Origin of the sequence: Aquipuribacter hungaricus (assembly GCF_037860755.1) — a bacterium.
GTDB lineage: Bacteria > Actinomycetota > Actinomycetes > Actinomycetales > JBBAYJ01 > Aquipuribacter > Aquipuribacter hungaricus.
In genome coordinates, this window is the sequence record NZ_JBBEOI010000102.1 from 1 (window position 1) to 12,498 (window position 12,498).

Consider the following 12,498-nt stretch of genomic DNA (forward strand, 5'->3'; position numbering starts at 1 on the left):
CGCCGGGGCGCCGAGCCTGCGCGGTGCGCGCGTGCGGGCGCCGGAGCTCGCCGGCCGCGGCTGGCTGGGCACGGGCGGGGAGCAGCTGAGCCTGGCCGGCCTTCGCGGGCGCATCGTGCTGCTGGACTTCTGGACCTTCTGCTGCGTGAACTGCCTGCACGTCCTGGACGAGCTGCGCGAGGTCGAGGCGGAGTTCGCCGACGTCCTCGTCGTCGTCGGCGTGCACTCGCCCAAGTTCGAGCACGAGGCGGACCCGGTCGCGCTCGCCGACGCCGTCGAGCGGTACGAGGTGCACCACCCCGTCCTCGACGACCCGGAGCTGCTCACCTGGCAGGCCTACGCCGCCCGCGCCTGGCCGACCCTCGCCGTCGTCGACCCCGAGGGGTACGTCGTCGCGCAGCTGTCCGGCGAGGGCCACGCCCCCGGCCTGCGCACGCTCCTGCGCGAGCTCGTCGCCGAGCACGAGGCCAGGGGGACGCTGCGCCGCGGCGACGGCCCCTACGTGCCGCCGGCGCCGTCGGCCACCACGCTGCGCTTCCCCGGCAAGGTCCTCCCGCTGCGCGCGGCCGACGGCTGCACGACGCTGCTGGTGACCGACTCCTCCCGCCACCGGCTCGTCGAGCTCGCCGCCGACGGGGAGACCGTGCTGCGGACGCTCGGCACGGGGGAGCGCGGGCTCGTGGACGGCAGCCCGGCGACCGCCCGGTTCGCCGAGCCGCAGGGGCTCGCGCTGCTCCCGCCCGACGTGGCCGCCCGGGTCGGCTACGACGTCGTGGTCGCCGACACCGCCTCGCACGCGCTGCGCGGGCTCCGGCTGTCCGACGGGCACGTGGTGACCGTGGCCGGCACAGGCGAGCAGCTCCGGCAGCGCGCCGGCGGCGGGCCCGCCACGGCGCAGCCGCTCAGCACGCCGTGGGACGTCGCCTGGTTCGACGGCCAGGTCGTCGTCGCCATGGCGGGGCTGCACCAGCTCTGGGCCTTCGACCCCGCCCCCGACCCCGCCGACGGCGTGGTGCGCCTCCTCGCGGGCACCTCCGCCGAGGGCGTCCGCGACGGGGCCGGCGAGCAGGCCTGGTTCGCCCAGCCGTCCGGCCTCGCGGTGTCCGCCGACGGGCGCCGGCTCTGGGTGGCGGACTCCGAGACCAGCGCCCTGCGCTGGCTGGAGCGCGCCGACGCCGACAACGCACCGGCCGGCCCCGCGACACCCGGGGCCGACGGCACGCCCTCGGTCGACGGCACGCCCGCCGTCGACGAGCCCGCCCCCGACCGCTCGACCCCGGTCGTCACGGACACCCGCCTGGCCAACGCCGCGCCCGCCGCCCGCCCCGGCTACACGGTCGGCACCGCCGTCGGGGAGGGGCTGTTCGACTTCGGCCACGTCGACGGCCCGGCGGCGTCCGCACGGCTGCAGCACCCGCTCGGCGTCGGCGTGCTCGCGGACGGCTCGGTCGCCGTCGCCGACACCTACAACGGGGCCGTGCGCCGCTACGACCCGGTCGCCGACGAGGTGAGCACCCTGGCCCGCGACCTCGCCGAGCCCTCGGACGTGGTGCTCGACCCCGACGACCCGTCCCTGCTGCTCGTCGTCGCCTCCGCCGCCCACGAGGTCGTGCGGCTGCGGCTGCCCGCCCGGGCCAGCCGCGTGGACACCGGCGAGCAGCGCACCCAGCGGCCGCCGACCCTGCTGGCCGCCGGGCCGGTGCGCCTCACGGTGGCCTTCAGGCCGCCGACCGGGCAGAAGCTCGACGACCGCTGGGGCGACCCGACCCGGCTCACCGTCTCCAGCACCCCGCCCGGGCTGCTCCGCGCCGGTGACGGCGGCTCGCCCGGGCTGGTGCGCGACCTGGAGCTGGTCGGCGGAGCCGGGACGACGGGCGTGCTCCACGTCAGCGTGCAGGCCGCCTCGTGCGACGGGGACCCCGTCACCGGCGAGGTCCCCGAGCACGCGGCCTGCCACCTCTACCAGCAGGACTGGGGCATCCCCGTCGTGCTCGACGGGACCGGGGCGGCACGGCTCGACCTCGACCTGCGCGGCGTCGGCTGACCCGTCGGGGCCGCCGCCTGGGCCGGCCGGGTGGGACAGAACGGGACGACCCGGTGTGAGCAGGGCGTCCACGGGGTACAGGGAGGGCCCGCGGGTTTGGCGGCACCCGGGCCGGGGTACCCGGGCGCCATGACAATAGGCAGCGGCATCGGCCTCATGATCTTGGGCGCCATCCTGGCCTTCGGCATCGAGCCGGACGCGATCGGTGGCGTCAACCTGCAGTTCATCGGCTACATCCTCATGATCGGCGGCCTGGTCGGGCTGCTGATCGGCGTGGCGATGATGTCCCGCCGCACCGGCCCCCGCCGGACCAGCCGCACCGAGGTCGTCGAGCAGAACGCGACCTCCACCGGCACCGAGACCGTGCGCCGCTCCGACAACGTCATCGAGTGACCTCCGGGTCGCGCTGAGGCGTCCGTGGAGCTCACGGACGCCGTCCGCCGGCGGCGGATGGTCCGGTCCTACGACCCGGACCGCCCCGTCGGCGACGAGGTGCTCCACCGCCTCCTCGACCTCGCGACCCGAGCCCCCTCCGCAGGGCACAGCCAGGGCTGGGACTTCGTCGTCCTGCGGCAGGGGGCTCTGTCGCGCTTCTGGGAGGTCACGACCGACCCGGGCCGCTCCGCCGACCGGTGGCTGCAGGGGATGCGGACCGCACCGCTCGTGCTGCTCTGCCTGTCGGACCCCGGGCGCTACCTCGACCGGTACGCCGAGCCCGACAAGGGCCGCACCGACCGCGACGCCAGCACCTGGCCGGTGCCGTGGTGGGACGTCGACACCGGGATGGCCTCGCTGCTCCTGCTGCTCGGCGCGCTCGACTCGGGCCTCGGCGCCTGCTTCTTCGGTGTCCCGGGCGACCGCCACGACGCCGTGCGCGAGGCGTTCGGGGTGCCCGGCGGGCACCGGGTCGTCGGCGCGGTGAGCCTCGGCCACCCCGCCCCGGTCGACCGGCGCTCACCCAGCCTGCGCCGCGGTCGGCGCACCGTCGCCGAGGTCGCGCACGACGGCCGCTGGGGCGCCCCGTTCGGCGCGACCCAGGACCCGCCCGCCGTCGGCTGAGCCCGTCCCGTGCCGTCCCCGACCGGGGTGGCCCGGCCGGGCGCGGCTGCCGGACCCTCAGCCGACCCCGGCGGCCACGGCCCGCCAGAACGGCTCGAGGCTGTCCTCCGTGGTGAGCATGCCCCGCTGGGTGAGGACCACCGCCGCGACGTCGCGCCCGGGGTCGACCCACGCCGACGTGCCGGTGCCGCCGTCCCAGCCCCACCGGCCGGGACCGCCCCACGCCGGGTCCTGGCCCACGTCGACCCCGACGTGGAGGCCCCACGAGACCCCCGCGCCCAGGAACTCCTGCTCGCCGGCCCGCTGCCCGGGGGTGAGCTGGTCACGCGTCATCTCCGCGACCGTCGCCGGGCGCAGCACGCCGCCCCCGCCGTCGGCCACGGCGGTGAGCAGCCCGAGCACGTCCTCGGCGGTCGACACCAGCCCGGCGGCGAGGCTCTCGAACGCGGGCGGGCGCGAGAAGCGCCCGTCGGGCGTGTCCACCACGCGCAGGCCGCCGTCCTCGGTGGCCCACCACGCCGCCGACAGCCGCTCGGCCGGCGCCCAGAACCCGGTCGAGCCGAGCCCCAGCGGGCCGGTCACCCGGTCGCGCAGCAGCTCGGAGACCGGGCGGCCGGCGGCCCGCGCGAGCACCACCCCGAGCAGGTCGCTGCCCACGTGGTACAGCCAGGTCGTCCCCGGCTGCGCGGCGAGCGGGATCCCCGCCAGGCGGTCGACGTACGTCTCCGGGTCCAGGTCCGGCGCCCACGGGCCCGGTCCCACGCCCGCCCGGTCGACCGCCTCCGCCAGCGGGCACGGCTCCCAGATCCCGCCCCAGCCGGACGTGCCCGTCAGCAGGTGCCGGACGGTGACCGGCCGCTCCGCCGGCACCACGTCGTCCAGGGGCCCGAGCCGGTCGCGCAGGACGCCCGGCGAGGCCAGGCCGGGCAGCCACGTCCCGACCGGGTCGTCGAGGCCGAGCGTCCCGTCGTCGACCAGGGCCAGCGCCAGCACCGCCCCGACCAGCTTGCTCACCGACGACAGCCGGAACACCGTGGCCGGGGTGACCGGCACCGCGCCGGCCGCGTCGGCGGTGCCGCCGTGCAGCACGTGCGTCGTGCCGGCGTGGCGCAGCGCCACCACGTAGCCGGGGACGCGGCCGGACGCGACCCAGCCGTCCAGCAGGGCACGGACGGGCACGGTCGGGTCCCGGGGGCTGGTCACGGTCGGTCGACCCGGGTCCGCGCCCGGACTCATCGGCGCCCGTCCACCACGCCCGCCGGGGCCTGGACGCGGCCGCACCCGGTCAGGGGTTGGTCGACTCCCCGGACGGGTACCTCCTCGGCATGTCCGATGACAAGAACGCCGCCAAGAGCCTGGTCAACGTCCTCCGCGACGGGGAGAAGGGCTACACCGAGGCCGCCGGGAAGCTGTCCGACAGCGACCGCCCCGAGTGGGTCACCACCATGAACCGCTTCGCGCAGCAGCGCGCCACGTTCGCCCAGGAGATCGTCGACATGGGCCACGCCTACGGCGACGAGGTCGACGAGGACGGCTCCGTCGTCGCCGCCGCGCACCGCGGCTGGCTCGCCCTCAAGGACCTCGTCACGGGCGACAGCCCCTCGGGCGTGCTCGACGCGTCGGTGTCCGGCGAGGACCACACCGTCGGCGTCTACGAGGACGCGCTCAAGGACGACCTGAGCGACGGCTTCCGCGCCGTCGTGCAGCGCCAGCACGCCGAGGTCGTCGCCGCGCGCGACACCGTCAAGGCGCTGCAGACCGCCAGCTGACACCCGGGGCCGCGCCCGTGCGGCCCCACCTGCGACGACGGGGCCCGGGCAGCTGCTCGGGCCCCGTCGTCGTGCGCGGCCGTGGGTCGGGACCGCAGCGTCAGAACGCCGACTCCGGCAGGTCCATGAGCCCGTTGTCGACCGTCTCGGCGATACGCCGCTCGGCGGTGAGCCGGGGCAGCACGGTCCGGGCGAAGAAGCGGGCCGCCGCCACCTTGCCGGTGTAGAAGTCGCGATCCTGCACGCTGACCCCCTCGCGGTCGAGCGCGGCGAGCGCGACCTCGGCCTGGCGCAGGAGAAGCCAGCCGACGACCAGGTCGCCCGCCGCGAGGAGCAGCCGCGAGGTGTTCTGCCCGACCAGGTAGACGTGGCGCGGGTCGGCGCCCTCTCCCGAGCGTGGGTCGGCCGAGCCGAGCGCCGCGACCATGGTGCCGACGATGCCCTGGACGTCGTCGACGGCCTGGGCCAGCAGGTCCCGCTCGGCGGCGAGCCCGCCCGAGCCGTCGTCGGCCTTGACGAACTCGAGCATCTGGGCGGACAGGTAGCCGAGCGCCTGCCCCTTGTCCCGGACGATCTTGCGGAAGAAGAAGTCGAGGCCCTGGATGGCCGTCGTGCCCTCGTAGAGCGTGTCGATCTTGGCGTCCCGGACGTACTGCTCGACCGGGTAGTCGGCGAGGAAGCCCGACCCGCCGAAGGTCTGCAGCGACTCCGTGCCCAGGAGCACCCACGACCGCTCCGACCCGTAGCCCTTGACCAGAGGCAGCAGCAGGTCGTTGACGCGCTCGGCGAGCTCGTCGGTCCGCCCCTCGCGCTCGGCGACGTCGACGGAGTCCTGGAACGTCGCGGTGTACGTGATGAGGGCGCGCATCCCCTCGGCGTACGCCTTCTGCGTCATGAGCGAGCGGCGGACGTCGGGGTGGTGGGTGATCGTCACGCGGGGCGCGGCCCGGTCGCCCATCCGGACCAGGTCGGCGCCCTGGACCCGGGTCTTCGCGAACTCCAGCGCGTTGAGGTACCCGGTGGACAGGGTGGCGATGGCCTTGGTGCCCACCATCATCCGGGCGTACTCGATGATCTGGAACATCTGCGCGATGCCGTCGTGCACGTCGCCGAGCAGGGTGCCGACGGCGGGGGTCCCGTCGACCTCGCCGAAGCGGACCTCGCACGTGGTGGACACCTTGAGCCCCATCTTGTGCTCGACGCCGGTGACGAAGGCGCCGTTGCGCGCGCCGAGCGCGCCGGTGGCCAGGTCGACGTGGTGCTCGGGGACGACGAACAGCGACAGGCCCTTGGTGCCGGGGCCGGCGCCCTCGGGGCGGGCGAGCACGAGGTGGACGACGTTGTCCGTCATGTCGTGCGCCGCGGAGGTGATGAACCGCTTGACGCCCGTGACGTGCCAGGTCCCGTCGGGCTGCTGGACGGCCCTCGCGCGGCCCGCCCCCACGTCGGAGCCGGCGTCGGGCTCGGTGAGCACCATGGTCGAGCCCCACTGCTGCTCGACCATGTGCCGAGCGAGGGTCTTCTGGTCCTCGGTGCCGAGGCTGTGGACGGTGCGGGCGAACGAGAAGCCCGAGGAGTACATGTGGACGGCGGGGTTGGACCCGAGCACCAGCTCGGCGACGGCCCAGCGCAGCGACGGCGGGACGACGGTGCCGCCCAGCTCGGCGGGCACGTCCATCCGCCACCACTCGGCGTCGAGGTAGGCCCGGTACGACCGCTTGAACGGCTCCGGCAGGGTCACCGAGTGCGTCGCGGGGTCGAACACCGGCGGGTGGGCGTCGGAGTCCTGCAGCGAGGCGGCCAGCTCGTCCTCGGCCAGCCGGGCCACCTCGGCGAGGATCTCGTGCGCGGTCTCGCGGTCGACGTCGGCGTAGGCACCCCGGCCCAGCACGTCGCCCCGGCCGAACACCTCGAAGAGGGTGAACTCGATGTCCCGCAGGTTGGCCCGGTAGTGGCCCATGTCCCGTCCTCCGTGCTCCGGGGACGTCCGCGTCCCCTGGTCGGCAGGCGGGGTTACCCGCCGGTAACCCAGGATGCTACCGGTCGGTAACTTGCGCAAGACCCCTGGCGCAGGAGGACCCCCGCGGCCGTCGCCGCGGGGGTCCCGGTGCGTGCGCGCACGCGTGCGGTGCAGGTCAGCGGCTCGTCGCCCGGGTGGCGGCGCTCGCCGCCGCGGGTGGCGGGGTCTGCCCCCTGACCTTGATGTTCTTCTCCGCCTTGGGCTTGCGGGCTTCCTTTCCGCCCCTGTTCTTGGCTCCCATGCCGGCCTCCTCGTCCTCGACCGCGCCGCTGTCCGCGCCCCTGCTGGCACCGGTGCCGACGCGGGACCGACCGTCCCACCGCCGCCCGCGCGGGTCCACCGAATTTCGTGGTCAGGCGTGCGGTCCGTCCCGCGCGCGCGGCCGGTCCGCAGCCGGTTCGCCCCCCGACCCCTGCGGCTGGTGCACTGCACCCCATGCGTGTCGGAGTCCTCGCCTCGGTCGCCCACCGGACCCCGCCCCGCGGGTACGGCCCGTGGGAGCAGGTGGCCTCGACGATCGCGGAGGGGCTGGTCGCCCGCGGGCACGACGTCACGCTGTTCGCCACGGCGGACTCCCTCACCGCGGCCCGGCTGTCGGCCGTCGTCCCGGCCGGCTACGAGGAGGACCCGACGGTCGAGGCCAAGGTCGCCGAGTACCTGCACGACGCCAACGCCTTCGCCCACGCCGACGGGCTCGACGTCATCAGCAACCAGTTCGACTTCATGCCGCTGAGCTACAGCCGGCTCGTGCGCACCCCGGTGGTCACCACGGTGCACGGCTTCTCCTCGCCGGCGATCGTGCCGGTCTACGCGGCCTTCGACGACGTCGCCCGGTACGTGTCGATCAGCGACGCCGACCGGCACCCCGCGCTCACCTACGAGGCGACGGTGCACCACGGCATCGACACCGCGGCCTTCGCGGTCGGTCCCGGCGACGGCGGCTACCTGCTCTTCCTCGGCCGGATCCACCCGGACAAGGGGACGCACGCGGCCATCGAGGTGGCCCGGCGGGCAGGCATGCCGCTCGTGGTGGCGGGGATCGTCCAGGACGCCCGCTACTTCGCCGAGACCGTCGAGCCGCACCTGGGCCGGGACGGGATCAGCTACGTCGGGCCGGTCGGCCCGCAGGAGCGCGAGCGGCTGCTGGGCGGGGCGGCCGCCCTGCTCCACCTCATCGGCTTCGACGAGCCGTTCGGCCTGGCCGTCGTGGAGTCGCTCGCCTGCGGGACGCCGGTCGTGGCCGTCGAGCGGGGCTCGATGCCGGAGATCCTGCGCCACGGCACGACCGGCTGGCTGGTCGCCGGGGTCGACGAGGCGGTGGACGCCGTCGCTGCCCTGGACGACCTCGACCGCGCCGCCTGCCGGCAGGACGCGGTCGACCGGTTCGACCACGACCGCATGGTCGACGGCTACGAGCGGGTGCTCACCCGGGTGGTGGAGGAGGGGGTCAGGCGCTGAGCTGCTCGAGCAGCCGGGGCAGGTCGACCACGGCCACGCGCACCGCGGAGTCGCTGCAGCCGTAGGGCAGGACGAGCCGGTCGCCGTGCGCGAGCGACCCGCAGGAGTAGACGACGTTGGGCACGTAGCCGTCGCGCTCGTCCTCGGCGGGGCGGAGCAGGGGCTCCTCCAGCCGGCCCACCACGCGGGTGGGGTCCTCCAGGTCGAGCAGGAGGGCACCGAGCGTGTACTCCCGCATCGGGCCGACGCCGTGGGTGACGACGAGCCAGCCCGCCTCGGTCTCCACCGGCGACCCGCAGTTGCCGGTCTGCACCAGGTCCTGCGGGCGTCCGGGACCGGCCAGGGGCGAGGGGTCGGACCAGGTGGTGCCGTCCGGGGACGAGGCCACGCCGGTGGTCTCCCGGTCGGACCGGGTGAGCGCCAGGTGGCGCCCGCCGACCGTGCGGGGGAACAGGGCGAGGCCCTTGTCGCGGGCGGCGGGGCCGGCCAGGGGCGACACGCGGAAGCGCCGGAAGTCCTCGGTCTGCAGCAGCATCGGCGCGATCGCCCTGCCGTCGAAGGCCGTGTACGTCGCGCGGTAGCCGACGGAGCCGTCGAGGTCGACGGAGCGGACGAAGCGCGCGTCCTCCATGCCCTGGCTCTCGACGGGGCTGAAGGGCCGCAGGACCCGCTCGGCCATCGCGGTCCGCTCGTCGAACTCCACCACGTAGGACGCCTGGGCGAGGCGGCGGGCCTGGTCGACGGCCGCGCGCGCGGTGCGGCGCCGGTCCACCGACTGCTCGAGCGCCGCGAGCGCCCGGTCGAGCTCCTCGGGGGTGAACGTCTCCGGCAGCAGCGACACCAGATGGCTCGTTGCCTCGTCGTCCGTGCCCGCGTCGGCGAGGCCGGCCGCGAACTGCGGCCGCGAGTACGTGCCCCGCGAGGCGGTGCCGACCTCGGCGTGCGGGCCGGGGGCGTCGAGGGTGAGCTCGCCGTCGGCGTCGACCGTGCCGGTGCGCAGCTCGATGCACGACACGTGGCCCTCGCCGACCCCGCGCAGGCTCATGACCACGCGCAGCGAGCCGTCGGCCACGCCGGACTGGTCCGGGTGCGGCACGAGGGAGGGGTTGAACAGCGCCGCGGACTCGATCGCCTGCTCCTGCGTGAAGTACGCGCCGAGCAGGGTGCGCCGGTCCTCGGTGAGCGTGGCCTCCCCCGGGACGCGGTGGGCGACCTGCGCGTAGCTGGTCCGCAGGATGCCCTCGAGGTCGCGGTGGCGGTGCCCCCAGCGCGCCCGGACGTCGTCGGCCAGGCGGGACACGACCGCCTCGTCCAGCGCCAGGACCCGGCCGACGACCCCGCCGGTGCGCGACACCGTCTCCGTCGACACCTCGTTGCCCGGCACGAACAGCCGTGCCACCACCCGGGTCGGGTCGGGTCGCAGCTCCGTGCTCGTACGCCTGACCAGCTCGCTCATGCCATCCCCGTCGCAGTCGACCGTGCCGTCCTCGGCGCGGTGACGCCCGCGACGACCGTACGCACCCCGGGGCCCCCGGCGGTGGCGGCGCGCAGCCGCGCGGCCTGCTGCAGCGTGGACACCAGCGCGAGGGTCGACTCCGCGCCCTGGTTCTCGTTGCGCCGGTCGGCGTGCAGGCCGTCGCAGCCGCCCCCGGACACCGGGTCGAGCAGCGGGGTGCGGATGTCGTTGTCACCGGTGAACCACGCCGCCGCGAGCCGGACCGCGTCCGCCCAGCGGGCCTCGCCGGTGCTCTCGTGGGCCAGGGCGCAGGCGTCGGCGAGGGCGGCCACCTCGATCGGCTGCTGGTCGAAGCCCGGGCAGACGTCCCCCGGGCCTCGCCCGGCGACCGGCACCACGGACAGGTGCCCCTCGTGGGTCTGCACCTGCAGCAGCCAGCCGAGCAGGTCCAGCCCGCGCGCGGTGAGGTCGGGGCGTCCCAGGCGGGCACCGGCGGCGAGCAGCACCTCGGGCAGGACGGCGTTGGCGTAGCGCAGCCGGGCCTCGGGCCAGCGCCAGCCGTCGGTCGTGCCGTCCGGCGCCGGCAGGGACCAGACGCGGTCGGCGACCTCCGTCAGCAGCGCGTGCGCGACCGCGTGGTCGGGGTGGGTGCGCAGGACGTCTGCGGCACCCAGGGCGGCGAAGGCGTCGGCGCGCACGTCGACCGAGCGCTGCCGGGCGCCGCTGCCGAAGCCGGCGAGCGCGCGGGCGACCTCGTCGGCCGGGACCTGCGACCCGGGCGGGGCGCCCACGACGGCACCGAGGCCCCAGAGCGCCCGGCCCCAGCAGTCCTCGGTGGTGGGCTGGTCGGCCCAGCGCAGGCTCGTGGTCCGGCGGTTGTGCCAGCGGCCGTCCGGGGCGCCGGCTGCGAGGACGAAGTCCAGGTACTGCCGGCGCAGCGCCACGACCTCGACCGCCGGGTCGGGCTGCCGGGCGGTGACCACCAGGCCGCGGGCGACGTCGTCGACGCAGTAGCCGTGCTCCGGGCGGGGCCGGGTGCCCAGGGCGTGCTCGTAGAGCCCACCGGCGTCGGTGAGGCTGACCAGGTGGGCGAAGGACGGCTCGGGGGCCCCGGTCACGACGCGGTGGCCACGTCGGCGGACGTGGTGCGCCCGGCGACGGCGGCGGCGATCTCGCGGTAGCGGGCGGCGACGGCGGGCCAGACCAGCTCCGGTGCCTTGGCCTCGGCGAGCCGGGTCATCCGGGCGGCGGTACCGGGCTCGGTGAGGACGCGGCGGAGGGCGGCGGCGATGGCCGCCGGGTCCTCGCGCGGCACCAGGAGGCCGGTGCCGTCGCCGAGCAGCTCGACGGCGTGGGGGAACGCGGTCGACACGACCGGGCGGCCGGCGGCGACGGCCTCGATGAGGACGCCGGAGGTCACCTGCTCGCGAGAGTCGTAGGGCAGCAGCACGACGTCCGCGGCGGCCACCACGCGGGCGAGCCGGGCGACGTCGAGGTAGCTGGCGTCGAACTCCACGAGGTCGTCGGCGCCGTTCTCGGCGGCCCGCCGGAGGAGGTCCTGGCGGTAGACGTCGCCGGAGTGCTCGAGGACCTTGGGGTGGGTCCGGCCGAGCACGAGGTAGCGCGGGTGCAGGTCGCGCAGCGCTGGCATCGCCTCGACCGCCCACTCGATGCCCTTGCCGGGGCCGAGCAGGCCCCAGGTGAGGACGGTCGGGCGGCGGTCGGCGGGCAGCGCGGCCCGGACGACGGGACCGACGTCCCGGTGGTCCGGCGCGCCGTGCTGGACGACGGAGACCTTGGCGGGGTCGGCGGCGTAGTGCTCGAGCAACCGGTCGCGGGCGGTCTCGGTCATGGTCACCAGGTGGGCCGCGCGGGCCATGAGGTGCAGGAGGATCTCTCGCTGGCTCGTGCTGGGGTCGACGAGCACGGTGTGCAGGACCACGACGACCGGCGCGGCGAGGGAGTCGACCAGGGCCAGGACGTCCCGGCCGTCGGGCCCGCCGAAGATGCCGTACTCGTGCTGCACGACGACGACGTCGAAGCCGTCCAGCAGGGTGGCGGCCGAGCGGGCGCTGGAGGCCGAGCCGTTGACGAGCTGGCCGACGACCTCGGGGGCGGGGGGCGGCTGCGGCGAGTCGACGACGCGCACGACCCCGACCCCGGCGGCCGGGCCGCCCATGTGCTCGGTGAGGGCGGCGGTGAACGTCGCCAGGCCGCACTGGGTCGGGGGGTACGTGCTGAGGAACCCGACCCTGGTGCGGCCGGCCGTCACTTCTTGCCGGCGGGCTTCTTCGGGCTGATCGCCGCGATCGCCGGGTCCGACGCGCTCGGCGTCTGCCCCGTGCCCTTGACGTTCTTCGCGGCCTTGGGCTTCTTGGCCTCGCGGCCGCCCTTGTTCTTGCCTGCCATCTGAGGACCTCTCCGGACCTGGAGGCGTCGACGGGCTGCCCTGGGATCCCAGGGTGACCGAGAGGCGCTCAGCGAAGGGTCGCACGGGCCTGGGGTACCCGGGTACCACCGCGGCCAACCGTCGTGACCCCGGCCCTTCCCCCCGCCCGCGCGGGCGGGCACCCTGGGCCCATGCGCTCGACGGGTGACGGCGCGGCGACGCCGGGACCACCCCTGCCCGCCCCCGCCGCGTCCGTGACGCCGCCGGTGCCGCCCCCGGTCCCCGGCCTCCCGGAGCGCCCGG

Annotated in this window: 12 protein-coding genes; 5 read left to right on the top strand and 7 right to left on the bottom strand. The window is 76.0% G+C overall.

Annotated elements, in window-relative coordinates; genetic code table 11:
• Positions 1-16 precede the first annotated feature (16 nt).
• From WCS02_RS11670 to WCS02_RS11680, 3 genes are all read left to right on the top strand, one after another.
• Complete coding sequence (locus WCS02_RS11670) at positions 17-2,044, top strand: NHL domain-containing thioredoxin family protein (RefSeq protein ID WP_422665422.1); 2,028 nt, start codon at positions 17-19, stop codon at positions 2,042-2,044.
• 129 nt (positions 2,045-2,173) lie between these two features.
• Positions 2,174-2,437, top strand: coding sequence for a DUF6458 family protein (locus tag WCS02_RS11675; RefSeq protein WP_340293265.1), 264 nt, complete (start codon positions 2,174-2,176; stop codon positions 2,435-2,437).
• 24 nt (positions 2,438-2,461) lie between these two features.
• Positions 2,462-3,103: a nitroreductase family protein gene (locus tag WCS02_RS11680; RefSeq protein ID WP_340293267.1), complete on the top strand. Its 642-nt coding sequence runs from the start codon at positions 2,462-2,464 to the stop codon at positions 3,101-3,103.
• 57 nt (positions 3,104-3,160) lie between these two features.
• On the opposite strand, the gene WCS02_RS11685 is transcribed toward WCS02_RS11680, so the two are convergent.
• Positions 3,161-4,306 (bottom strand): serine hydrolase domain-containing protein, encoded by a 1,146-nt coding sequence (locus tag WCS02_RS11685; protein WP_340293269.1) that lies wholly within the window; start codon positions 4,304-4,306, stop codon positions 3,161-3,163.
• Positions 4,307-4,428: 122 nt separating this feature from the next.
• On the opposite strand from WCS02_RS11685, the gene WCS02_RS11690 reads away from it, so the two are divergent.
• A complete protein-coding gene (locus WCS02_RS11690) occupies positions 4,429-4,872 on the top strand; it encodes a PA2169 family four-helix-bundle protein (protein ID WP_340293271.1) in 444 nt (147 codons plus the stop codon).
• A gap of 100 nt (positions 4,873-4,972) precedes the next feature.
• On the opposite strand, the gene WCS02_RS11695 is transcribed toward WCS02_RS11690, so the two are convergent.
• The gene (locus WCS02_RS11695; RefSeq protein WP_340293273.1) at positions 4,973-6,832 is read right to left on the bottom strand and encodes an acyl-CoA dehydrogenase; all 1,860 of its coding nucleotides are present in this window, start codon (positions 6,830-6,832) and stop codon (positions 4,973-4,975) included.
• Between the two features lie 175 nt (positions 6,833-7,007).
• The gene (locus WCS02_RS11700) at positions 7,008-7,232 is read right to left on the bottom strand and encodes a hypothetical protein (RefSeq protein WP_340293275.1); all 225 of its coding nucleotides are present in this window, start codon (positions 7,230-7,232) and stop codon (positions 7,008-7,010) included.
• 95 nt (positions 7,233-7,327) lie between these two features.
• On the opposite strand from WCS02_RS11700, the gene WCS02_RS11705 reads away from it, so the two are divergent.
• Entirely contained in the window at positions 7,328-8,350 is a 1,023-nt protein-coding gene (locus WCS02_RS11705) for a glycosyltransferase family 4 protein (RefSeq protein ID WP_340293277.1), read from the top strand.
• On the opposite strand, the gene WCS02_RS11710 is transcribed toward WCS02_RS11705, so the two are convergent.
• Genes WCS02_RS11710 through WCS02_RS11725 form a run of 4 tightly spaced genes read right to left on the bottom strand, consistent with a single transcriptional unit; the run spans position 8,340 to position 12,215 of the window.
• Entirely contained in the window at positions 8,340-9,806 is a 1,467-nt protein-coding gene (locus WCS02_RS11710) for a glycoside hydrolase family 130 protein (RefSeq protein WP_340293279.1), read from the bottom strand. The genes WCS02_RS11705 and WCS02_RS11710 overlap by 11 nt on opposite strands.
• Positions 9,803-10,924, bottom strand: coding sequence for a glycosyltransferase (locus WCS02_RS11715; RefSeq protein WP_340293281.1), 1,122 nt, complete (start codon positions 10,922-10,924; stop codon positions 9,803-9,805). Before WCS02_RS11715 ends, WCS02_RS11710 begins: the two co-directional genes overlap by 4 nt.
• The gene (locus WCS02_RS11720) at positions 10,921-12,078 is read right to left on the bottom strand and encodes a glycosyltransferase (RefSeq protein ID WP_340293283.1); all 1,158 of its coding nucleotides are present in this window, start codon (positions 12,076-12,078) and stop codon (positions 10,921-10,923) included. Before WCS02_RS11720 ends, WCS02_RS11715 begins: the two co-directional genes overlap by 4 nt.
• Positions 12,075-12,215: a hypothetical protein gene (locus WCS02_RS11725; protein WP_340293285.1), complete on the bottom strand. Its 141-nt coding sequence runs from the start codon at positions 12,213-12,215 to the stop codon at positions 12,075-12,077. The genes WCS02_RS11720 and WCS02_RS11725 overlap by 4 nt, the downstream gene beginning before the upstream one ends.
• Positions 12,216-12,498: the final 283 nt, after the last annotated feature.